Raw genomic sequence first — 22444 nt, 5'->3', positions numbered from 1 at the left:
TCCACCACAGCCCAGGCACCCGCAGCCCACTCCACGTCTCTGTCTCATCCCTGACCGGTACGGCGCCCAGGCCCGCTGGGTTCCCGGCTCGGTGCCGGCCCATGACCTGGCTGCCTCAGGCGGCCGGGAAGTCGCCGGTCAGGGCGGTCACGAGCGCCCAGCCGCTGCGCAGCGACGCCGTGACCGGGCCGCCCCGCGTCTCGTTGCTGACCGTCCAGCCGCTGCCCAGCGGCACGTCCGCCCCGGACAGCGGCCAGCGCACGCCCGACAGCGAGAGCCCGCCCAGGTCGGAGGCCGCGATCACGCTGAGCGTCGTGCCCGGCGGAAGGTCCAGCGTCAGCGCGGGGCCGGGCAGCAGGGGCCACGCCCACTCGTCGCCGCTGGTCAGGGTCACGCCCGCGTGCGCGTCGCGGGCCAGCCGCAGCGCGCCCAGCGTGAGGGCCGCCGTGTGGTCGAAGCGGCCCCCGAAGGCCCCCACGATCACCACCTCGTGCGCCCCCCGCTTCAGGGCCACGCGCACGGCCAGTTCCGCGTCCGTCTCGTCCTTCGCGGCCGGGTGCACCTCGCGCGGGGCATCCAGCTCCAGCCCGGCCGAGGAATCGAAATCCCCCACCCACGCCTCCACGGTCACGCCCAGCACGCCCGCGTGCCGCGCCCCGCCGTCCGCCGCCACGACCACGGCCGGACGCGGCAGCGCCCGCAGCGCCGGGGTGGAGACCAGTCGGCCGCCGACCAGAATCCACGCGGTCATCCCGCCAGTCTAGGGCAGGTGCCATAAGAATGCGGTGCCGTTCCGCATTCGTTGGCCGAGCGGACTGGCACAGCTCGAAGAGAGCGAGTGAATTTGACAAGAGCATTGGGCAGAATGGAGGCACCTGGGGCGCTGTCCCCCAGGGGCCGTAATTCTGTCAAATGCTCTAGGGCCAGGGCTCAGGACGGCGCGCGGGCCGACCCGGCCGGGCGGGGCCGCAGGCTCCACAGCCACACCGCCATCACGCTGTTGATCACCACGTTGAAGACCGCGCTCTGGAACGGGTAGTGCCCCACCGCCCACCAGTAGATGGTGATGACGACATTCAGCACGAGCGCCAGGCCCACCACGCCCATCACCGGGGCGTAGCGCTCGGTGTCGGTGGAGAACACCCAGTACAGCGCGTCCAGGCTGACGAGGATGCCCCCGTACTCGGACGCCAGCCCCCAGTTCGTGAGGTGCAGGTCGAAGACCCCGTCGCCCACCCTCGGGAACAGCAGGGCCACGCCCGCCAGACACAACCAGACCGCCAGCACACGGAACGCTATCTGCCTGTTCCTGAGTAGGTCTTCCTCCTGGGGACGTGGCCGCCACGGGCACGCGTCCACGCGCCACCGGGTAAGTCGGGCGCGGCCGACCCATCCCACACCCCGATCTTGAGTGGAGATCACGGGCCGCCGGCGCCCGCATGCGGCGGGACGGCCCGGTCGTCCGGCACGTCCAGCAGGCTGGTCAGGTTCACGTCGAGCCGCAGCGTGTTCCCGTCGATCAGCGCGGACTCGCGGGCGCTGAGGTGCAGGGTCAGGGGGCCGAGCGGGTGCGCCACCGTGACGGTCCGGCCACGCTCCGTCGGCTGCTGGGCGGTCACGGGCACGGCCGCGCCCATGCCCACGCGCACCGCGGCCTCCGGCACCAGCCGGGCCCGGTCCGGCCCACCCGACAGGATGTTCGCCCACCCCAGGAACGCCGCCACCCACGCCGATTCCGGCCGGGCGAACACGTCGTGCGCCGCGCCCTGCTGAACAATCTGACCCGCGCGCATGACCGCCACCCGGTCGCTCAGCGCCAGGGCCTCGCGCTGGTCGTGCGTGACCAACAGCACGCCCGCGCCCACCCGGCCGAACAGCGCCCGCAGGTCAGAGCGCAGCTCGTCGCGGCGCTGCTCGTCCAGGTTCGACAGCGGCTCGTCCAGCAGCAGCAGGCCCGCGTCGGTCGCCAGCGCGCGGGCCAGGGCCACACGCTGCTGCTGCCCACCCGACAGCTGCGCGGGACTGCGGCGCTCCATCCCCGGCAGGCCCACCAAGGCCAGCACCTCGCGCGCCCGCGCCCCCGCCACGGCCCGTGGAGCGCCACGCCGGCGGGGGCCGTAGGCCACGTTCTCCAGCACGCTCAGGTGCGGGAACAGCGCGTAGTCCTGGAAGACCAGGCCCACGTGCCGGGCCTCGGGCGGCCGTTCTGTCACGTCCCGCCCGGCCATCTCTATGCGGCCCGTGTCCGGGCGTTCCAGGCCCGCCACGCAGCGCAGCACCGTGCTCTTGCCGCAGCCGGACGGCCCCAGCAGCGTCAGCGTCTCGCCCGCCGCGACCTCCAGCGACACGTCCTGCACGGCCCGCACCGTCCCGAAGGTCTTGCTCAGGCCGGTGATGGTCAGCGCGGTCACGTCATCTCTCCCCGGCCACCGTCCAGCACCGTGAAGGTCAGCGCCGACAGCAGCAGCAGCGCCGTCGCCAGCGCGCACGCCTCGCCCAGATTGCGCTCGCCGGGCCGGCCCAGCCGCTCGTACAGCCCGGTGCTGAGGGTCGCCCACTCCGGGCGTGTGAGCACCAGGGTCGCGCCGAATTCCCCCAGCACGGTGGACAGGGCCAGCGCCGCGCCGCCCCGCAGGGCCGGAAGGGTCAGCGGCCACGTCACCGTGCGGAACACCGCCCACGGCCCCGCGCCCAGTGAACGCGCCGCCTCCAGCACGCGCGGCGGCAGGGCCCGCAGTGCCGGCAGCAGTGAGCGCACCACCAGCGGCAGCGCCAGCAGAACGTACGCGGCCAGCAGCATCGGCAGGGTGGCGGCCAGCCGGGGGTACGCGAGCAGGTACCCGACCGCCAGACTGACCGGCGACACCATCAGCGGCAGCAGCGACGTGGCGTCCAGCACCCGCGAGCGCGCCCGCCATGCCCCCAGCGCGAACGAGCCACCCAGCAGCACGGCCCCCACACCGGCCAGCAGCGCGAAACGCACCGTGTTCCACACCAGCAGGCCGGTCTGCTGGTCGGTCAGCACGCCCTGCCAGTACGCCAGCGTCGGGCCGGCAGACCCCAGCAGGCCGCGCGCCACCACCGCCAGCAGCGGCGCGAAGCAGATCACGGCGGTCACGGTGCCCAGCGCCAGCACCCCCAGCAGCGCGCCCCCCCACGCCCGCGGCACCGCCGGGGCGGGCACTCCCGTGCCCCCGCGCGTGAGCGACACGTACACCCACGTCGCCACCAGCGTCAGGGCGAGCTGGCCCAGGATCAGTGCGCTCGCCTCCGGCAGCCGCAGCGCGAAGGCCGACTGGTAGACCTCCACCTCCAGCGTGCCGTATGCCTCGCCGCCCAGCGCCAGCGGCAGCCCGAAACTGAGCGCCGAGTACAGGAAGACCAGCACTGCCCCCGCCGCCACGCCCGGCAGCGCCAGGGGCACCGCCACCGACCACGCCGCCCCCCACGCCGACGCTCCCAGCGACCGCGCCGCGCCCAGCAGCGCCGGCGGCACCCGCGAGAAGCCCCCGTACGCCAGCCGCACCATGACCGGCAGGTTGAAGAACAGGTTCCCCAGGATCAGCAGCGCGGGCGAGTCGCTGATGTCCACGCCCGTCCAGCGCGTCACCCAGCCGTGCGGCCCGAGCAGCGCCGACAGGCCCAGCACCGCCACCAGCACCGGGGTCACGAACGGCAGCAGCAGCAGGCGCAGGAACAGGGCCTTGCCCGGCACGTCGTAGCGCGACAGCAGGTAGGCCAGCGGCGCGCCCAGCAACAGCGCCAGCAGGGCGGTGCCGGCTGCCTGCGCCAGCGTCCACGCCAGGCGGCCCAGGAAGTAGGGGTCGCGCCACACGCTCAGGTTCACGCCGCCCTCCAGCAGGGTTCGCACGAGCGGCACGGCGAGGAAGGCGGTGATGAAGAGGAGGGCGGGGAGGGTCAGGAGGAGGGGGGGGTTGCGGCTCACGGTTGCCCCACCCCCCCAGCCCCCCTACCCCGGCGGGGCAGGGGGGAGCGGCGCTGCGCTGGGCAGGAGTTGGTCCGCGCGGTGGGTCGGCGGGTCAGGCCTGCCCATGTTCCGGCCTCGACGCCATGCTCCGCCCCGCGATAGGCCCGGACGCTGCGCGTCCAAGGGCCGGTGGGGATCTGCGGCGAGTTGTTCGGTGGGACGTCTGGAACCGCTGATCGACTTTTGACCACCGGAGCCAGGAACCCCTCCCGCTGGCGTGGTGGGTGGGGCACAGGGTGGATGGCTGCTCTCGTGATCCCTCTCCGGCCTAACGCGCCCGCAGGACGTTGGTGATCCAGGCGTCCACGAGGCGCTGGGGATTCGCGGGCACGGGAGTTCCCCCCGGCTGACTGTCAGGCACCTGGGCGTAGCGGTAGACGGGGTCGAGCTTCACGCCGCTTACGGCCGGGTAGACCCACATGCGGGTCGGGAAGTCGGCCTGCACGGCGGGACTGAGCATGAAGTCCACGAACTTGCGCGCCAGGGCGGCCTGCCTGGTGCCCTTCAGGATGCCGACGCCCTCGAGTTGCAGCCACGTGCTGCCGGGCAGCAACAGGTTCCCGGTGGGGGCCTGATCGGGCAGCTTCTTGGGGTCGTAGCCGTCGGCGTAGTAGACCTCGGCGGCGGGACTGCTGGCGTAGGACAGCACGATGGGGTACTTGCCGCCATTGCGGCTGAACTCCTTGTTGTACGCGTCGCTCCAGCCGCGCGCGACCTTCATGCCGTTCGTGCGGGCCGCCTTCCACCACGCCCACGCGCCCTGTTCGCCGTAGTGGGTCACGGTGGCGAGCAGGAAGGCCAGGCCGGGGCTGCTGGTGGCCGGGCTCTCCACGACCGTCAGCTTGGCGTAGGTGGGGGTCTTCAGGTCGTCCAGGGAGGTGGGCAGGGCCAGCCCCGCTTTCTGGAAGTACGCGCGGTCGAAGTTCAGGGCCACGTACCCGTAATCGACGGTGTTCAGGGCGCCGGCCTCGTCCAGGCGGCGGGCGGCCGGCACGTTTGTCAGGTTGGGCGAGACGTACGGCGTGAGCAGGTCGGCGGCCTTCGCGCGGGCCAGCAGACTGTTGTCCAGGCCATACACGACGTCCGCGATGGGAGCGCGACGGGTCAGGATCAGCCGGTTGAGGAGGTCGCCGGCGTCGCCGCCCTTCACGAAGCGCACCTTCACGCCGTTCTGCTGCTCGAACGCAGCGATCAATTTCTTGTCCACGTCGAAGGAGTCGTGGGTGGCGACCGTCAGCGTGGCGGTCTGGGCGTGGGCGGCGCCGGCAAGCAGCAGGCTCAGAAACACAGCAGGTGTACGCATAAAAAAGTCCCCTCGCGTCACGAGGGGAAGCGGGGAGGCAGCCCTGCGCTGCACTCCGGTCACGCTCCCTCCGCCGGAATGACCCGGATCAGGTTCCTGGGGTAAGTCTCAGCCCGTGTCCGCCGCAAGTGGCGGAGGCGGGGCACCCCCGGTGACGCGGGAGCAGGATAGCAGGTGAGCACCGCCGGCGGCCCGGGGCGCGAGTCCTGAAGTGGACGTTTCGGCCGAACACGGACACGTGCGGCCGGAATGCGGCATGGTGGGGGAGATGACGTCCGCCGACCGTCCGTCCCGCCGCGCGGCGCCGCCGGCCCTGCTGGTGCTGGGCGTGGTGCTGGTCGCGCTGAACCTGCGCCCGGCCATCGCGGGCTTCGGGCCGCTGCTGCCGCAGCTCCAGTCCGAACTCCACCTGAGTGCCGCCACGGCGGGTCTGCTGACCACCATTCCGCTGCTGTGCTGGGGGCTGCTCGCGCTGCTGGCGCCGCTGCTGACGCGCCGCTGGAGCAGCGAGACCGTGATCCTGGCGATGGTCGCCGTGCTGGGCGTGGGCGCGCTGCTGCGGGCCGGGCCGACGCTGGGCGTGATCCTGCTGGGCACCGTGCTGGTGGGCTCGGGGATCGCGGTGGTAAACGTGCTGCTGCCCAGCCTGGTGCGCCGCGACTTTCCCGCGCGCGTCGGCCCGATGCTGGGCGTGTACACCCTGGCGGTGGTGGGCGGGGCCGCGCTCGCGTCGGCGGTGGCGGTGCCGCTACAGACCGTGGGCGGGTCGTGGCGGGCGTCGCTGGGCACGTGGGCTGGCGTTGCCCTGCTGGGCGTGCTGGGCTGGCTGCCGGCCGTGCGGGGCCGCCCGCACCGTGGCGTCGGCGCGGTGCCGGTGTGGCGCGACGTATTCCGCAATCCCGCCGCGTGGCCGGTGACGCTGTTTATGGGCACGCAGTCTCTGGTGTTCTTTACGTGGCTGGCGTGGCTGCCGCGCGTGTGGCACGACCAGGGCCTGAGCGCCGGGGTGGCGGGGTCGCTGCTGTCGGTGGGCAACGTGGTGCAGCTGCCCTTCGCGCTGCTCATGCCGATCCTCGCGGGGCGCTGGGGCGCGCGGCCGCTGATCGTGGTGGCCGCCGCGCTGGATCTGATCGGCCTGCTGGGGCTGCTGCTCGCGCCGGCGCAGCCGCTGGTGTGGACGCTGCTGCTGGGCGCGGGCTGCGGCAGCACCTTTCCGCTCGCGCTGTACCTGATGGCCGTGCGCGCCCACACGCCCGCGCAGGCCCCGCAGCTGTCCGCGCTGGCGCAGGGCGTGGGCTACTCGCTGGCGGCGACGGGACCGGTTGCCTTCGGGGCGCTGCACGACCGCACCGGCGGGTGGAATGCTCCGCTGTGGTTCCTGATCGTGGTCACGGGTCTGGTGCTGGTCACCGGCCTGTGGGCCACCCGGCCGGCGCGGAGGGCCGCATGAGTTTCCATCTGGTGTCGTGGTTGATCGTGCAGGACGGTGCCGGGCGTGTCCTGCTGGGCCGGCGCGCGGGCACGTCGTACGGCGAGGGCGAGTGGGGCCTGCCGGGCGGCCGGGTCGAGCCGGGCGAGGCCCTGGCAGACGCCGCCGTCCGCGAGGCGCTGGAGGAGGTCGGGGTGGTCGCGCACGTCGCGGCGCTGGACCCCCTGGGCGTATGCCGCTACGACCACGGCGGAGCGCAGGGCGCCGACGTGTTCTTCCTCGCCCGCTCGTGGTCGGGCGAGCCCCGGCCGCTCGACAAGACCTCGGAGGTCGCGTGGTTCGCGCCGGATGCCCTGCCGCCGGACGCGCTGTGGTGGGTGGGGGGCATCCTGCGCGCGCACCTGCTGGGCGGCGCCCGCCTGACGGAACTGCTCGACGGCTGGGCAGACCTGCGCGTGCTGATCTGACCGCAGCGAGCGGTCCACACCTGAAGTAGGGCGCTGCCCCCAATTCGTCGGGCTGCCCACAGCCATGCCCAGGGCTGGCTCCGATGCGCGTGTCTGGCATGCAGGAGGCGGCCCATCGTTTCCCTGAAGGATGAACACCTTCCGGTTGCCAGGGGTACTTTCGTATGGAATACTTCCAAATGAAATGAGTCTGTCCCTGTCTCCCACTGATGCCCCACCGGACGACCTGTACGACGTCGTCCGGTTGACCCTGCGCCTGTCGCGGCGCTTCATGCAGGCGCTCGACGAGCCGCTGGAGCAGGCCACCGGCCTGAACACCAAGGAACTCGTCGTGCTGGCCGCGATCATGGACGGCGCCCACACGCCCGGCAAGGTCGCTGCCGCGCAGAACCTGCCCGCCCCCACCGTGACCCGCATCATCACCACGCTGGTCGGGGCCGGGCTGGTCGAGCGCGTCACGGACCCCAGCGACCTGCGCCGCTTCGAATTGCGCCTGACCCCCCAGGGCGAGGCCACCCGGGCGGGCGTGCGCGCCAGCGGTCAGGCCATCGTGGGCACCCACTTCGGCCACGTGCCGCCGGCCACCGTGCAGGCCGCCCTGGAAGCCCTGCGGAACCTGCACGACGCGCTCAGTCCCCAGCCCCTCGCCGCCACCGGGAGAACCGCATGACCAGCCCTGCCCCCCTTCCCACGCCCGTGGGCGCCGCTCTGGCCCCACGTGACAAGCTCCTCGCCTTCGTCGGCATCCTGACGGTGCTGTTCCTCGCCAGCCTCAACCTCACGGTGGTCGGCAGTGCCATGCCGCGCGTGATCTCGGACCTGGGCGGCTTCCACCTGTACGCGTGGGCCTTCACCGCGTACTCGCTGGCCACCACCATCACCATTCCCATCGTCGGCACGGTCAGCGACCGCTTCGGGCGGCGGCCACTGCTGCTGTTCGGCATCGCGGTGTTCGCCGTGTGCTCGGTCGCGCTGGGCTTCGTGACCAGCATGGAACAGCTGATCGTGTGGCGCGCTTTCCAGGGCATCGGCGGCGGCACCCTGATGGCCATGAGCTTCACCGCCATCGCGGACATCTTCACGCCGCTGGAGCGCGGCAAGTACCAGGGCTACACCGGGGCGGTGTGGGGCGTGAGCAGCGTCGTCGGCCCGCTGGTCGGCGGGTTCCTGACGGACCACCTCGGGTGGCGCAGCGTGTTCTTCGTGAACATCCCCTTCGCGCTGCTGGCGGCCGCCGTGATCTTCCGCTTCTTCCGCCTGCCGGCCCCCGGTGCGCGCGGGCACTTCGACGCGCTGGGCGCGGCGCTGCTGGCCGGCACCGTCACCACCCTGACCCTCGCCATGAGCTGGGGCGGCGGCACCTACGCGTGGGGCAGCCCGCGCATCCTCGGCCTGCTGGCCGCCACGGTCGTCCTGGGCGGATGGTACGCGTGGCACGCGGGCCGGCAGGAACGCCCCATCCTGAACCTGCGCCTGATGGGCGAGCGCTCGATCCTCACGGCCTCGGTGGCCGGCCTGCTGGTCAGCGCCGGCATGTACGCCGCGATCCTGTACCTGCCGCTGTACATGCAGGGCGTGCGCGGCGCCAGCGCCAGCGGCAGCGGCCTGGCCCTCGCGCCCCTGATGGGCGGCATGATCCTGACCTCCACCCTGTCGGGGCAGATCGTGAGCCGCACCGGCCGCTACAAGTGGATGGTGCTGCTGGGCTCGGCCGTCGCCACCGGCGCGCTGCTGCTCGCCACGCAGCTGTCGCTGGGCACCCCGCTGATGCTCGCCGTGGGCCTGATGATCCTGCTGGGCATCGGCCTGGGCCCGGTGAACAGCCAGCTGACCCTGGCCGTGCAGAACGCCGCGCCGCGCGAGCAGCTCGGCAGCGCCACCGGCGGCAACCAGTTCTTCCGGCAGATCGGCGGCACGCTGGCCGTCAGCCTCTTCGGCGCGCTGGTGAACGCGCAGCTCGCCGCGAACCTCGGTCCCGCCCTGCCCGCCGCCGCGCGCACGCTGCCCGCGCCCGTGCAGGACGCCATCGCCAACCCCAACGTCCTGAGCAGCCAGCAGGCCACGCAGGCGCTGGGCGGCGCCCTGGGCAAGGTGGGGCACCCCGAACTCCTGACCCCGGTGCTGGACGCGCTGCGCGGCGTGCTGATGGGCGCCATCGACCACGTGTTCCTGGTCTCGGCGGTGCTGGTGGGGCTGGCCTTCGTGGTCACGGTGTTCCTGCCCGAACGCCCCCTGCGGGGCCGCGCCACCGTGAAGGTCGAGGAGACCCGGCTGGACCGCGCCGGCGCGACGGACTGACGGGGAGCAGCGAGCGGAGGGCCGAGGGCGTGGGCCCTCTGCCCTTTGCTCACCGCTCTCTGCTCTACTGTCCGCATGCTCGACGTTCTGGTGATCGGAGGGGGGCTCGCGGGCCTCACGGCGGCGCGCACCCTGACGCGTGCCGGGCGCCGCGTGCGCGTGCTGGAGGCGGGGTCGGAGGTGGGCGGGCGCGTCCGCTCGCGCACGGTGGACAGCTTCACGCTCGACGCCGGGTATCAGGTGCTGTTCCCGGCGTACCCGGCCGTGAAGCGGCAGCTCGACCTCGCGGCGCTGGATCTGGTGGCGCTGCCCCCGGCGGCGGCCGTGCGCCGCGGCGCCCGCGTGGACGTGCTGGGCGACCCCATCCGCGATCCGGCCGGGCTGTTCTCGACGCTCACCACGCGCGTGCTGCCGCTGGCGGACAAGCTGCGCGTGGCGAAGCTCGCCGCCGCGCTGCGGGTGCCGGCGCCGCACAGCCTGCTGGTCGGCCCGGACGAGACCACCGCCGCGTACCTGCGCCGCCAGGGCTTCAGCGGCGCGGCCCTGGACGTGTTCTTCCGGCCGTTCTTCGGCGGCATCTTCCTGGACCGCACGCTCGACACGTCGGCGCGGCTGTTCCGCTACTACTTCCGCATGCTGATGGACGGCGGCGCGGCCCTTCCGCGCGCGGGCATGGGATCGGTCAGCGCGCAACTCGCGCAGGGCGTGGACGTCAGCGTGTCCACCCGCGTGACCCGCGTCCTGCCGCACGGCGAGCACGTCACGGCGGTTACCACCGCCGGCGACATCGACGCGCGGCAGGTGATCGTCGCCACCGATCCGAACACCGCGCAGGCCCTGACCGGCGAGCCCGTGTCGCGCGGCAGTGTGGGCAGCACGTACGTGTACTACGCCGCGCGCGACCGCCTCGACCCGGAGGTCCGGCTGCTGCTGAACGCGCGAAGCGGCGTGATCAACAACGCGCACTGGCTGTCGAACGCCGTGCCGGGCCGCGCGCCCGCCGGCCAGCACCTGCTGACCGTGACGGTGCTGGGCCTGCCGGACCTCGACGACGACGCCCTGGACGCCCGCGTGCGCGGCGAACTCGGCGGGTGGTACGGCGGGCCGGCCGCGCAGGGCCTGCGCCCACTGCTCACCGAACGCATCCGCCACGCGCAGTACCCGCAGCCGCCCGGCTATGCCGCCACCCTGCCCGGCCACGCCACCGCCCTGCCCGGCGTGCTGCTCGCCGGCGAGGTGACGTCCATGAGCGGCATCCAGGGTGCGCTGGAGAGCGGCGAGAAGGCCGCCGCCATCGTGCTGGGCGACCTGCACGGCATGAGCCGTCCGCGCGGGGCGTGACGGCACCGTTCTCGCCCGCTCCTGCGGCGCGCGTTCGTGAACGTATGCTGGGCGCATGACGGCCCGTCTCGATCACCTGGTCATCGCCGCGCGCACCCTGGACGAGGGCCGCGCGTGGCTGGAGGGTCGCCTCGGCGTGCCCATGCAGCCCGGCGGCGAGCACGCCGCGTACGGCACCCACAACGCCCTGCTGTCCCTCGGTCCCGACGCCTACGCGGAGGTCATCGCCGTGAATCCGGCCGCGCCCGCGCCGGGCCGCCCGCGCTGGTTCGCGCTGGACACCGACGAGATGCGCGCGCAGCTGGACGCCGGCCCCGCCCTGATCCACTGGGTGGCGGCCGTCGAGGGCCTCGACCCCGGCCCCGAGGTGCCCGAACTGTCGCGCGGCGAGCACCGCTGGCGCGTGACGGTGCCCGCCACCGGCGCTCTGCCGATGTACGGCGTGGCCCCGTCGCTGATCCACTGGCTGACCCCGCCCCCCTCCACGCGCCTCCCGGACGCCGGGGTGCGGCTGGTGAAGCTGCAACTGGGCACCGCCCACCCGGACCGGCTGCGGGCCCGCCTGGACGCCCTGCAGTTCGAGGGCGAGGTCGAGGTCTACGAGGCCCCGCAGGCCGAACTGCGCGCCGTGCTGCGGACGCCCGGCGGTCTGGTCACCCTCTGAGGGCCGCGCGCCGGGGCCGGCGGCCGTGCAGCAGCAGGGCCGCGACCAGCCCCGCCACGAACCCGAACAGGTGCGACTCCCACGACACGTAGGGGTTGCCCGGCAGCACGCCCCACAGGATGCCGCCGTACAGCGCGAAGGCCAGGGCCGCCACGCCGATCGCCACCGGCGTCCGCTCCCACCAGCCCACGCCCAGCAGGTACGCCAGCAGCCCGAAGATCAGCTCGCTGGCACCCAGGTGCACGCTGCCGCCCCGCCCGAACAGCCACACCAGCGCGCCGCCCAGCACGGCGATGATCATCAGGGCCGCCACGAAGCGCCAGACGTTGCGCACCGCGCCCATGAAGGTCAGCACCGCCAGCGGCACCGTGTTGGCGATCAGGTGCGCGAAGCCCGCGTGCAGGAACGGCGCGGTCAGCACGTGCCAGAACGTGCCCGGCACGCGCGGCTCGATGCCGTAGGCGTCCAGCCGCCCGCCGAAGCCCACACTGTCCACCACCTCCTGCCCCCACACGCCGGCGATCAGCGCCGCCGTGAGCGTCAGGGCGGGCCGCACCTGCGGCGCCCGGCGCGGCGGCACCAGCGGCGAACCCGGACGGGGGGGCGGGGCAGGGGAGCGCACGCCCACAGTGTGCCGGACGGCCATGAGGGAACAAGTCCCAAGGCTTTCCGAAGGCGCCGCCCGCGTCACGGCCCACGCCCACGCGCCTAGCATGCGGCCATGCACACCAGAACCCTCGGTCACTCCGGCCTCTCCGTCTCCGTCGTCGGGCTGGGCTGCAACAACTTCGGTGGCCGGCTCGACCAGGCCGGCACCGACGCCGTCGTGCGGCGCGCCCTGGACGCCGGCATCACCCTCTTCGACACCGCCGACGTGTACGGCAACCGCGGCGGCAGCGAGGAGATGCTCGGCAAGGCCCTCGGCGCGCAGCGCGCGGACATCGTCCTGGCCAGCAAGTTCGGGCACGACATGGGCGACGGCCGCAAGGGTGGCCGGCCCGAGTACGTCCGGCAGGCCCTGGAAGCCAGCCTGCGGCGCCTGGGCACCGATCACCTCGACCTGTACCAGCTCCACACCCCGGACCCCGCCACCCCCATCGAGGACACCCTTGGCGCGCTGAACGACGCGGTGCAGGCGGGCCTCGTGCGCCATATCGGCGTGTCGAACATGGACGCGGCCGGCGTGCGCGCCGCCGACGCCGCCGCCCGGCAGCACGGCTGGGCGCGCTTCACCTCCTGCCAGGACGAACACAGCCTGCTCGTGCGCGGCATCGAGCAGGACCTCGTGCCCACCATGAAGGAACTGGATCTGGGCCTGCTGCCGTACTTCCCGCTCGCCAGCGGCCTGCTGACCGGCAAGTACCGCCGCGACGAGCCCCTGCCCGAGGGTGCGCGCATCACCGGCTCCGAGGGCGCGCAGCAGCGCTACCTGAACGCGCACAACTGGGACGCCGTGGAGAAGCTGCGCGCCTTCGCGGAGGGGCGCGGACACACGCTGCTGGAACTCGCGTTCAGCTGGCTGCTGTCGTTCGACGTGACGAGTTCCGTGATCGCCGGCGCGACCAAACCCGGCCAGATCGACGCGAACGTCGGGGCGGCCGGGTGGGTGCTGTCGGCCGACGACCTGGCGGAGGTCGACCGGATCACGGGCTGAGGGTTTGCGGTTGCCCCCTCCCGCTCACCCCGGAGGGCAGGGGAGCGGCGCTCGGCAGGCAGTCGCCGTCTTGCTCGGGCTGACCTGTAAGGGGACCTCGTCAGCGAGCGGCCGTGGACGTGTATCGGTATCGTCAGCGCTCGCGCCCTTCGCGCACGACGGCTTTGAGTCAGGCGCAGGGTGGGACGCTTCGGATTTTCCTGCTTGGCTTGAGTGGCCTCTGGAGCGTCACGTCCCCCGCTCGCCCAGCCACGTCACCGCGTCGCGGATGGGCATCGTCTCGACATGGCCCGATGTCCGTTCCTGGATCTCGACCTCGCCGCGGTCCAGCGCCCGGCCGATGGTGACGCGCCACGGAATGCCCCACAACTCCGCGTCCGCGAACTTCACGCCGGGCCGCTCGTCGCGGTCGTCGAGCAGGACGTCGACCCCGGCGGCGCGCAGGTCCGCGTAGAGCTGGCCGGCGGCCTGTGCCTGCGCGGCGTCCTGCATGTTCACGACGGTGAGGACCACGTGGTAGGGCGCGATGATCTCCGGCCACACTAGGCCGCGCTCGTCATTGTGCACCTCAGCGACGGCCTGCACGAGGCGGGTGACGCCCAGCCCGTAACAGCCCATGAACACCGGCTGGGGCGTGCCGTCCGGACCGCTTACGGTGATGTTCAGGGCGTCCGTGTAGCGGGTGCCGAGCTGGAAGACGTGCCCGACCTCGATGGCGCGGGCCGCCTGGAGGTGCTGGGCCGGATCGTGCCGGCACGCGTCGCCGGCGCGGGCCTGCCGGAGATCCACGATGTCCGGCAGGCGGTACTGGGCGTGCCAGTTGGCGCCCGTGACGTGCCAGCCGGTCTCGTTGGCGCCGGTGGCGAAGTCGCGCAGGGCGGCAGCCTCGCGGTCGCACAGGCGCAGGAAATCCGGGTGCAGCGTGTCCTGGCGGGCAAGGACTTCGTCCGGAAGGTCCGGGGCGACATAGCCGAGCGGCACCGCGGCCGGATCGGCCCAGATGTCCGGCCCGGCCGCGTCAAGGCGCAGAAGGGTGCCGCCCCCGACCTGCCCGGCGCGTTCCTGCACGGCGTTCCAGACCTTCACGGTGTTCACGCTATCGTCGCCGCGCACGCTGACGAGCACCGGCACGCGGTCATCGGCGTCCGGCCGGGCGAAGGTGGCGAGCAGCAGGACGTTCTTGACCATGTGGCCCGGCGCGCACCCCAGCGCGGCGCAGGCCGCCTCGACCGTGCCGGCGTCCGGCGTGCGGCGGCGTGTCGCGCCCGCAAACGGCGACGGACCGGGGTCCGCCGCGCGGCCCACGGCGCGCTCCGCGTTCGCGGCGTACTGGCCGTCCGGGCTGTAGAGCACCTCGTCCTCGCCCACGTCGGAGAGCAGCATGAACTCGCGGCTGCCGGTGCCGCCGATGCTGCCGCTGTCCGCCTCGACCGCCCGCCACGGCACGCCCAGCCGGGTCAGGACGCGGGCGTACACGTCGCTCATGGCGCAAAACTGCGCGGCGAGGTCGTCAGGCGTCGTGTGGAACGAATACGCGTCCTTCATGACGAACTCCTGCGTGCGCAGCAGGCCGGCGCGGGGCCGCAGCTCGTCGCGGAATTTGCGGCCGATCTGGTACACGCACAGCGGCAGGTCGCGGTAACTGCGCGCCACGTCGCCCACCACGGACGCGGCCAGTTCCTCGTGTGTCGGCCCCAGGGCGTGCGCGCGACCGGCGCGGTCCGTGACGGTGAACATGATGCCCTCGGCGCGCGTGTACGCGTCCCAGCGGCCCGACTGCTGCCACAGGGCCTGCGGTTGCAGCAGCGGGAAGTCCACCTCCTGCGCCGCGCCCTCCAGTTCCCGGCGCAGCAGCGTTTCCAGCCGGGCCATCACCCGGGTCATCAGCGGCAAATGGGCGTACAGGCCCGCCCCGACCTTCTTCACGAATCCGGCACGGCTCAGCGCCCGGATGCCCCTCGTCTCGGCGTCAGCGGGCGCGTCGCGCCACGTCACGAACAGTCCCTGCGATGTCCGCATGGTATGTCTCCTCTGTGAATGCAACGGCGGTGGTCGGCGTCACCAGGACGCGCGGCGGCACGTGACGCGGTTACACCCCGGAGGGTGGCGGGAGCACGGGCAGGCCCGCTCCGACACGCCCCACCCGGAACCGGATGGAGGCGTCGGGGGTCGTCTGGCCGCTCATGCCGCGGAGCTTAGCGGCTGGGCGCGCCGGGCGTCAATCGCCTAGACGGCCTGTCCCGAGTCATACAGCTGGGCGTACGCGCCGCCGCGCGCCAGGAGCTGGGCGTGCGTGCCGTCCTCGACGATGCCGTCCTCGGTGAGCACCACGATGCGGTCGGCGGTGCGGACGGTCGACAGGCGGTGGGCGATCACCAGCTGGGTGCGGTGGCCACGCAGGGTTTCCAGGGCGGCCTGCACCGCGCGCTCGCTGCCGGTGTCCAGGGCGCTGGTCGCCTCGTCGAGGAGCAGGATCGGCGGGTCTGTCAGGAACGCGCGGGCGAGGCTGAGGCGCTGGCGCTGCCCGCCGGAGAGCATCACGCCGCGCTGCCCGACCTCGGTGTCGTAGCCCAGTGGCAGGGCGCGGATGAAGTCGTGCGCGTGCGCGCGGCGCGCGGCGGCCTCGACCTCGGCGTCGGTGGCGTCCGGGCGGCCGTAGCGGATGTTGTCGGCCACACTGCCCGCGAACAGGTACACGTCCTGCGGCACCACCCCGATCTGCCGGCGCAGCGACGCGAGCGTCACGTCCCGCACGTCGTGGCCGTCGATCAATATGCTGCCGGCCGTGACCTCGTAGAAGCGGGGAATCAGGGCGCACAGCGTGGACTTGCCGGCCCCGGACGGCCCGACCAGCGCCACGGTCTCGCCGGGCTGGACCCTCAGGTTCAGGCCGCGCAGGACGTGTTCGCCGTCCTCGGCATACGCGAAGGACACGTCGCGGAACTCGATCCGGCCGCGCACGCCTGTCAATGGCGTGGCGTGCGGGGCGTCCGCGATCTCCGGCTGAAGGTCCATGATCTGCATGAAGCGTGTGAAGCCCGGCAGACCCTCCTGAGCCACGCGGGCGAAGTTCACGAAGCGCTGCACCGGATCGACCAGCACGCCGACCAGCAGCAGGGCGGTGAGCAGGTCCGCCAGCGCCAGGTCGCGGCGGGCGATCAGCACCCCGCCCAGCACGACCACCAGAATGGTCAGCAGGCCCGTGAAGGTCTGGACGCCCTGGTGAAACCACGCCTCGTTGCGGAAGACGTCGCGCCGCGTCTGCACGAAACGCGCATTCTCTAGGGCAAACTTGCGTGCCTCGGCGGTCTCGCCGGCAAACGACTGCACCACCCGGATGCCGGCCAGCGAGTCCTCGACCTGCGCGTTCACGTCGCCCATGCGCTCGCGGCCCCGCAGGTACGCGGCGCTCAGGCGGCGGTGGAAGCGCAGGGCGTAGACCAGCATCACCGGCAGCAGCGCGAAGATCACGCCGGTCAGGCCGGGCGTGACCTGGAGCAGCACCGCGAAGGTGCCCACGAACTTGATCACGGCGATCAGCACGTCCTCGGGGCCGTGGTGGGCGAGTTCGCTGATCGCCTCCAGGTCGCCCGTCAGCCGCGACAGCAGCTGGCCGGTGCGCTGCGTGTCGTGGAAGCGCCGCGGCAGGCGCTGGTAGTGGTCGAACAGGTCGCGGCGCATGTCGCGCTCGATCAGGGTGCCCATCATGTGCCCCTGCACGTCCACGAAGGTGTCGCACGCGACCTGCACGACCAGCAGGCCGAGCATGGCCGCCCCGACCGCGACGATGGGGCCGGGCAGGGTGGGCGGCGCAGCGGCCAGCAACTCGCCGGTGATGTACCGGACCAGCAGCGGCACCACCACTGCGATCCCCGCCACCACGAACGCGCAGGCGAGGTCGGCCAGCAGCAGCCGGCGGTATGGCCGGTAGTACGAGAGAAATGTCCGCAGGTACCGCCGGGAGCGGGCGGCGTCGGATTCGGGAGCAGGACTTACATGGGGCGTCGGCCCCGGGCGGGTGTGCAGCATGAAGCGTTCTGGCCTCCGGTACGGGCGCGGGTGCGAAGTCGGCTGGTCAGAACGAGGTGCGTCATGGTCTCCCTCCGGGGGCCGCGCTCACGGGGAGCGCACCGGCCCAGGCTACCGCGCCACGCCCGCCACGCGGTAAGCGCAATGGCCGAGCGGGAGGAAACAGGAGAGGGGCGCGGCGGGCCGCACCTTCTGGCCCCCGCGCCCCCCATCCGTCGGCTCAGCTGTTCAGGTACTGCTTGAACCACGCCATGGCGTCGGCCCACGCGGCGTCGGCGGCCGACTTCACGTAGTTCTGGCCGGTGTCGTTGTTGAAGGCGTGCCCGGCGCCCTCGTAGACCTTGATGCCGTAGCGGGTGCCGGCGGCCTTGAGCGCCGTTTCCAGCTGCGGAATGCCGGCGTTGATGCGGGTGTCGTTCGCGCCGTACACGCCGAGCACCGCCGCCTTGATGTCCTTGACCTTGGCGGTGTCTGGCGCGGGGCCGTAGAACGGCACGACTGCCCTCAGCTCCGGCACCTCCGTCGAGAGCCGCCACGCCAGCCCACCGCCGAAGCAGAAGCCGATCGCCCCGATGCCCTGCACGCCCGGCTGTTTTTGCAGGACGGCCACGGCCTCCTTGAGGTTCGCCACGTGCTCGTCGCCGGAGACCTGCGCGAGGTACGAGCTGATCTGTGCGGTGTCGATGTACTGCGCGGTGCCGCCGATCTTGGACACCAGGTCCGGCGCCAGCGCGATGTACCCCGCCTTCGCCAGCCGCCGCGCGACGTCCTGGATGTGCGGTTGCAGCCCCTTGTTCTCGTGGATGACCACGATGCCGGGGGCCGGCGCGTTCCCAGCGGGCCGCGCGAGGTAGGCGAGCTGGGTGAAGCCGCGCGCCTCGTACGTCACCGGCCCGACCTTGATGGCCGGGTCGCGCGGATCGACCATGCCCGCGCCACTCGCCTGGTCGGGCTGCGGCGGCGCGGTCTGGGCCTGCGCCAGTTCGGCCGCGCTGATGCCCGCGATCCCCAGCGACGCGATCAGGGTGCGCGCACCGACCACGCCGCCGCCCAGCAGGGTCATGCGGCGCAGGAACTCGCGGCGTTGCAGCTCGCCCTCGTGGTAGTCCTCCGCGAACTCCTCGGCGACGTAACGGAACAGGTCCTGCTTGTATTCGGTCATGGTCAGTCCTCCAGGGTGGGGGGCGGGCCGGGCGACAGCGGTGGCGCGGGGGCCACTCGGGACAACGGGGCCGGCTCGGCTCGTGGTGCGCGGGCGGGGGATGGGTCGGCGCTGTCGTATTCCTCACCTTGACAGGGCTTTGTCAATGTTTCGTGCAGACGCCGACCCGGGGCCCTGGACCCGGCCGGAACGGCGAAGGCCTCCCGCGCGGGGAGGCCTCCAGCAGTGGGCAGCAGCGGTCAGGCGCGCTGACGGGCTTTCAGGGCGCCCTTCTGTTGCAGGTACTCCGCGATCTGCACCGCGTTCAGCGCCGCACCCTTGAGGAGCTGGTCGCCCGACACGAACAGGTCGATGCCGCCCTCGAACACCAGCGATTCCCGGATACGCCCGACCTCCACGTCGTACTTGCCGCTCGCGGTCAGCGGCATGGGGTAGAGCTTGCCGGCAGGATCGTCGCGCACCTCGACGCCGGCGGCGCCGGCCAGCAGGGCGCGCACGTCCTCCGGGGCGGCGGGCCGCTCCAGTTCCAGCGTGATCGCCTCGCTGTGCGTGCGCAGCGTGGGAATCCGCACGGCGGTGCACGAGATCAGCGGGGAGTCGTCCCCGAGGATCTTGCGGGTCTCCCACACGACCTTCATCTCCTCCTTGGTGTAGCCGTTGTCCTGGAAGGCGTCGATGTGCGGGATCACGTTGAAGGGAATCGGGTGCGCGAACACGCTCGCCTGCGCCTGCCCGCCGTCCAGTTCCACGCGCGTCTGCTCCAGCAGCTCGTCCATGCCCTTGGCGCCCGCGCCGCTGGTCGCCTGGTACGTGCTGACGATCATGCGCCGGACGCCGTACGCCCGGTGGATGGGAGCCACGGCGACCACCGCGATGGCCGTGGTGCAGTTCGGGTTGGCGATGATGCCCCGGTGCGTCAGGGCGGCGTCGCCGTTCACCTCGGGCACCACCAGCGGCACGCCCTCGTCGTAGCGGAAGGCGCTGGAGTTGTCGATCACGACCGCGCCGCCCTCCACCCACTTCGGGGCCTTTTCCTTGCTGATGCTGCCGCCCGCCGACGCTAGGATCACGTCCGCGTCGATGGCGCCCTCGGGGGTGGCCTGCACGGTCAGGTCGCGGCCAAGGAAGGGCAGGGTGCTGCCCGCGCTGCGCGGCGAGGCGTACAGCAGCAGCTCGTCAAACTGCAGACGGCTGGTCTCCAGCACCTTCAGAAGTTCGTGTCCCACCGCTCCGGTCGCTCCGACGATCGCTACGCGCATACGTCCTCCATAAAAAATCCGCCCCGCAAGTCCTGCGGGGCGGCTGCCGTCACGACACCGCCCTCACGGGGTAATGGTGGTCGGGCGGGCGTTCATGCCGGTCAGGGTAGACGCTGCGGCGCGGGGGGTCAAGCGCCACGTCTATGGCGCGCTCACAGCGGTGCTCCGTTGCATTGATGGTGGCGGTGTCCCGCCATCAATTCCACGAAGGCGGCTGTCTGTGGCGGTCACTCGCTCTGCTCGCACCACATCTGTTGAAGGTTTTCCCTCAACAGATGTGGTGACCGGTGTCAGCCCTTGCGGCGGAACAGGCCGCCCAGCAGGCCGCCGCCCGGCTTGCGCGGCTCGCGGCGCGGCTGGAAGTCCTCGAGCTTGATCTCCGCTTCCGGGTGCGGCGCGGCCTCCCAGCCGTACTCGGTGGCGATCAGGCCGCCGTAGCGCCCCGCCGCGTACAGGGCGTGCTCGCGCTCCTGCTCCTCGGTCAGGGCGCGCGGGTCCGCCAGGGCCTCGAGCATGGCCCGCAGGCTCTCGTCCGGACACGACCAGTGCCCCTGGCTGAACACGGCCTCCTGACCATAGATACGGATTCTGGCGGACATAGCGGGCTCCGGGAAACGGGGGCGGGCACGGACGGGTGGCGTCCGGGCAGGGCAGCGGGCTGTGTAACCCGCCCAGGATAGCGCTCCTGGTCCCCGGGTCGTCCCCTCACTTCACCTTTTCGCCTAGACGCCGCTCGGTGCCCTCGTGCAGCCGCGTGATGTTCGCCCGGTGCAGCCATACCAACTGCCCGGCCAGCAGCAGCACGATCACGGTCATCCATATGGGGCGCTGCATGACCATGACCAGGAGGCCCGCCGCGACCGCCGCGATGATGCTCCCGGCCGACACGAAGCGCGTGAGCCACATGGTGAAGATGCCCAGCACGAACGCGCACGCCCCCACCACCGGGTCAATCACCGCGAGCGTGCCGAAGCTGGTCGCCACGCCCTTGCCGCCCCGGAAGCCCAGGAACGGGCTGTAGTTGTGCCCGATCACGGCCGCCAGCCCGCACAGCGCCGACCACAGCGGGTCCAGCCCCAGCGCCCGCGCGATCACCACCGCCAGCGCGCCCTTGAGGATGTCGAACACCGCGACCGCCAGCGCCGGTCCCCGGCCGACCGAGCGCAGCACGTTGGTCGCGCCGCTGTTCCCGCTGCCGACCGTGCGGATGTCCACGCCCCGCGCCCGCGCCACCCACGCGGCAGCCGGAATGGAGCCCAGCAGATACGACAGCAGCAGGGCGAACACGGTCACGAGGGTCACGCGCCGATTGTATGCCCGCGGGCTGCGGACCCGGCGGGGAAAACGTCATGGTTTGATTTCCCCGCGACCCCTTGCTACTCTCTTGGACGCCTGGAACGGTGCCCGAGTGGTTGAAGGGGCACGCCTGGAAAGCGTGTGTACGGGCAACCGTACCGAGAGTTCGAATCTCTCCCGTTCCGCCAGCTCTGCGCCCCGGATGGTTCTCACCACGGGGCGTCGCTCATTGCCCTCGCCCCTCGCCGCCGGACCGTCTGCCCGCAGGAGTTCCCCATGTCCACCGCTGTCCGGCGTCCCTGGCCCTCCCTGGTGGGTCTGCCCCGCAACGCGCGCAGCGCGATCATCACCGAGCCGCTGTGGGCGGTCTTTGGGGTGGTGGTGCTGTACTACACGCCGCTGTACATGCGTGAAGTCGGGCTGAGCAGCACCGAGATCGGGCTGGTCGGGTCCATCACGCTGGCGTTTTCCTTCGTGTTCCAGCTGCTGGCCGCGCCGATCACCAACCGCCTGGGCCGCAAGCGCACCACCCTGTGGTGGGACCTGGTGTCGTGGACGATGCCGATGTTCGTGTGGGCGCTGTCGGACAGCGTGGGCGCGTTCCTGCTGGCCGGCGTCCTGAGCGCCACGGGCCGCATCGTGATGGTGTCGTGGAGCCTGCTGGTCATCGAGGACGTCGAGCAGTCGCAGCGGGCGCGGGTGTTCGGCATCATCAACCTGATCGTCGCCACATGCGGGCTGATCACGCCCCTGGTCGGGCTGGTGATGCAGGCATACGGCGTGGTGCCGACGCTGCGGGTGTACTACGCGCTGGGCGGGGTGGGCATGACCGTCATGTTCCTGTGGCGCAACGCGATCACGCAGGAGACCGGCACCGGCGCGGCGGCCATGCACGAGCACCGCGACCTTCACCCCCTGCAGAGCCTGCGGCAGACCGTGGCGCACGTGTGGGAGGGCCGCCGCGCGCCGGGCCTGTCGCAGGTGGTGGCGTTCACGGTGCTGAGCTTGTTCATCGACCAGATGAACGTGTTCCAGATCCTGTACTTCCGCGAGGCGCTGGGCTTCAGCGTGAACAGCGTGTCGCTGCTGCCGGTCGTGACGGCCGCCGTGACCGCGCTGATGTACGGCCTGATCCTGCGGCGTATCGCGCACGTGCCTGCCGAGCGAACCCTGGTGTTCACGCGGGTGCTGGGTCTGCTCGGCGCGTCGGCGCTGCTGCTGGTGCCGGCCGGGAACCTGGCGGCGCTGCTGCTGGTCGTGGGGGTGCTCGCGGCGTCGATCTTCCTGACGCAGACCTACCAGAGCGCGGTGCTGTTCGCCCGCCTGCCCGCGCGCGGCGGCGCCGACCTGTACTCGGGCGTGCAGCTGCTGGGGCTGCTGGCGTCCATTCCCGCGGCGGGTCTGGCGGGCGTGATCTTCCACGCGCGGCCGGGCGCGCTGTTCGTGGTGATCGCGGTGCTGAACGCCGCGCTGCTGGGTCTGGCCGTGGTGCTGGCCCGCACGCGGCCCCAGGCGCCTTGAGTCTGTAGGGCCACGCCCGGCTGACAAACGGAC

At 72.3% G+C, this 22444-nt stretch carries 20 protein-coding genes and 1 tRNA gene; 9 read left to right on the top strand and 12 right to left on the bottom strand.

Annotated features, from left to right (window positions below):
* Nucleotides 1-115 precede the first annotated feature (115 nt).
* The 5 genes from HNQ07_RS16930 to HNQ07_RS16910 form a co-directional block, all read right to left on the bottom strand.
* Nucleotides 116-751, bottom strand: coding sequence for a thiamine diphosphokinase (locus HNQ07_RS16930; protein ID WP_184113912.1), 636 nt, complete (start codon nt 749-751; stop codon nt 116-118).
* A gap of 179 nt (nt 752-930) precedes the next feature.
* A complete protein-coding gene (locus HNQ07_RS16925) occupies nt 931-1287 on the bottom strand; it encodes a hypothetical protein (protein WP_184113910.1) in 357 nt (118 codons plus the stop codon).
* Between the two features lie 131 nt (nt 1288-1418).
* Complete coding sequence (locus HNQ07_RS16920; RefSeq protein WP_229832124.1) at nt 1419-2411, bottom strand: ABC transporter ATP-binding protein; 993 nt, start codon at nt 2409-2411, stop codon at nt 1419-1421.
* Nucleotides 2408-3946, bottom strand: coding sequence for an ABC transporter permease (locus HNQ07_RS16915; protein ID WP_184113908.1), 1539 nt, complete (start codon nt 3944-3946; stop codon nt 2408-2410). Before HNQ07_RS16915 ends, HNQ07_RS16920 begins: the two co-directional genes overlap by 4 nt.
* Before the next feature lie 310 nt (nt 3947-4256).
* On the bottom strand, nt 4257-5291 hold the full coding sequence (locus HNQ07_RS16910) for a thiamine ABC transporter substrate-binding protein (RefSeq protein ID WP_184113906.1): 1035 nt from the start codon (nt 5289-5291) through the stop codon (nt 4257-4259).
* Nucleotides 5292-5559: 268 nt separating this feature from the next.
* Between HNQ07_RS16910 and HNQ07_RS16905 the strand changes: the two genes are divergently transcribed.
* From HNQ07_RS16905 to HNQ07_RS16880, 6 genes are all read left to right on the top strand, one after another.
* Nucleotides 5560-6741, top strand: a complete 1182-nt coding sequence (locus tag HNQ07_RS16905) for a CynX/NimT family MFS transporter (protein ID WP_184113904.1) — start codon at nt 5560-5562, stop codon at nt 6739-6741.
* Nucleotides 6738-7187, top strand: coding sequence for an NUDIX domain-containing protein (locus HNQ07_RS16900; protein WP_184113902.1), 450 nt, complete (start codon nt 6738-6740; stop codon nt 7185-7187). Before HNQ07_RS16905 ends, HNQ07_RS16900 begins: the two co-directional genes overlap by 4 nt.
* 184 nt (nt 7188-7371) lie before the next feature.
* Nucleotides 7372-7857, top strand: a complete 486-nt coding sequence (locus HNQ07_RS16895) for a MarR family winged helix-turn-helix transcriptional regulator (RefSeq protein WP_184113900.1) — start codon at nt 7372-7374, stop codon at nt 7855-7857.
* The gene (locus HNQ07_RS16890; protein ID WP_184113898.1) at nt 7854-9485 is read left to right on the top strand and encodes an MDR family MFS transporter; all 1632 of its coding nucleotides are present in this window, start codon (nt 7854-7856) and stop codon (nt 9483-9485) included. The genes HNQ07_RS16895 and HNQ07_RS16890 overlap by 4 nt, the downstream gene beginning before the upstream one ends.
* A gap of 75 nt (nt 9486-9560) precedes the next feature.
* Nucleotides 9561-10826, top strand: coding sequence for an NAD(P)/FAD-dependent oxidoreductase (locus HNQ07_RS16885; protein ID WP_184113896.1), 1266 nt, complete (start codon nt 9561-9563; stop codon nt 10824-10826).
* 55 nt (nt 10827-10881) lie between these two features.
* The gene (locus HNQ07_RS16880; protein ID WP_184113894.1) at nt 10882-11490 is read left to right on the top strand and encodes a VOC family protein; all 609 of its coding nucleotides are present in this window, start codon (nt 10882-10884) and stop codon (nt 11488-11490) included.
* Here the strand turns inward: HNQ07_RS16880 and HNQ07_RS16875 are convergent.
* Nucleotides 11480-12112, bottom strand: coding sequence for a rhomboid family intramembrane serine protease (locus tag HNQ07_RS16875; RefSeq protein WP_229832126.1), 633 nt, complete (start codon nt 12110-12112; stop codon nt 11480-11482). The genes HNQ07_RS16880 and HNQ07_RS16875 overlap by 11 nt on opposite strands.
* Before the next feature lie 99 nt (nt 12113-12211).
* On the opposite strand from HNQ07_RS16875, the gene HNQ07_RS16870 reads away from it, so the two are divergent.
* Nucleotides 12212-13144: an aldo/keto reductase gene (locus tag HNQ07_RS16870; RefSeq protein ID WP_184113890.1), complete on the top strand. Its 933-nt coding sequence runs from the start codon at nt 12212-12214 to the stop codon at nt 13142-13144.
* A gap of 228 nt (nt 13145-13372) precedes the next feature.
* Here HNQ07_RS16870 and HNQ07_RS16865 read toward each other — a convergent pair whose 3' ends face one another.
* The 6 genes from HNQ07_RS16865 to plsY all read right to left on the bottom strand — a co-directional run bounded on the left by HNQ07_RS16865 (nt 13373) and on the right by plsY (nt 20896).
* A complete protein-coding gene (locus HNQ07_RS16865) occupies nt 13373-15163 on the bottom strand; it encodes a proline--tRNA ligase (RefSeq protein ID WP_184113888.1) in 1791 nt (596 codons plus the stop codon).
* 207 nt (nt 15164-15370) lie between these two features.
* Nucleotides 15371-17173 carry an ABC transporter ATP-binding protein gene (locus HNQ07_RS16860; RefSeq protein WP_184113886.1) on the bottom strand — a complete coding sequence of 601 codons (1803 nt, stop codon included), beginning with the start codon at nt 17171-17173 and terminating at the stop codon, nt 15371-15373.
* Between the two features lie 220 nt (nt 17174-17393).
* Nucleotides 17394-18335, bottom strand: a complete 942-nt coding sequence (locus HNQ07_RS16855) for a dienelactone hydrolase family protein (protein ID WP_184113884.1) — start codon at nt 18333-18335, stop codon at nt 17394-17396.
* Nucleotides 18336-18574: 239 nt separating this feature from the next.
* Nucleotides 18575-19594, bottom strand: a complete 1020-nt coding sequence (locus tag HNQ07_RS16850) for an aspartate-semialdehyde dehydrogenase (protein ID WP_184113882.1) — start codon at nt 19592-19594, stop codon at nt 18575-18577.
* 290 nt (nt 19595-19884) lie between these two features.
* Nucleotides 19885-20193 carry a hypothetical protein gene (locus tag HNQ07_RS16845; protein WP_184113880.1) on the bottom strand — a complete coding sequence of 103 codons (309 nt, stop codon included), beginning with the start codon at nt 20191-20193 and terminating at the stop codon, nt 19885-19887.
* Nucleotides 20194-20299: 106 nt separating this feature from the next.
* Nucleotides 20300-20896, bottom strand: a complete 597-nt coding sequence (gene plsY, locus HNQ07_RS16840; RefSeq protein WP_184113878.1) for a glycerol-3-phosphate 1-O-acyltransferase PlsY — start codon at nt 20894-20896, stop codon at nt 20300-20302.
* 92 nt (nt 20897-20988) lie between these two features.
* Between plsY and HNQ07_RS16835 the strand changes: the two genes are divergently transcribed.
* A tRNA-Ser gene (locus HNQ07_RS16835) sits at nt 20989-21078 on the top strand.
* A gap of 88 nt (nt 21079-21166) precedes the next feature.
* Nucleotides 21167-22411, top strand: a complete 1245-nt coding sequence (locus HNQ07_RS16830) for an MFS transporter (protein WP_229832127.1) — start codon at nt 21167-21169, stop codon at nt 22409-22411.
* The last annotated feature ends 33 nt before the right edge of the window (nt 22412-22444 follow it).

Origin of the sequence: Deinococcus metalli, from assembly GCF_014201805.1 — a bacterium.
Taxonomy (GTDB): Bacteria; Deinococcota; Deinococci; order Deinococcales; family Deinococcaceae; genus Deinococcus; species Deinococcus metalli.
Note: the sequence above shows the minus strand (reverse complement) of the source record. Positions and strands in the feature narration are given on the sequence as shown.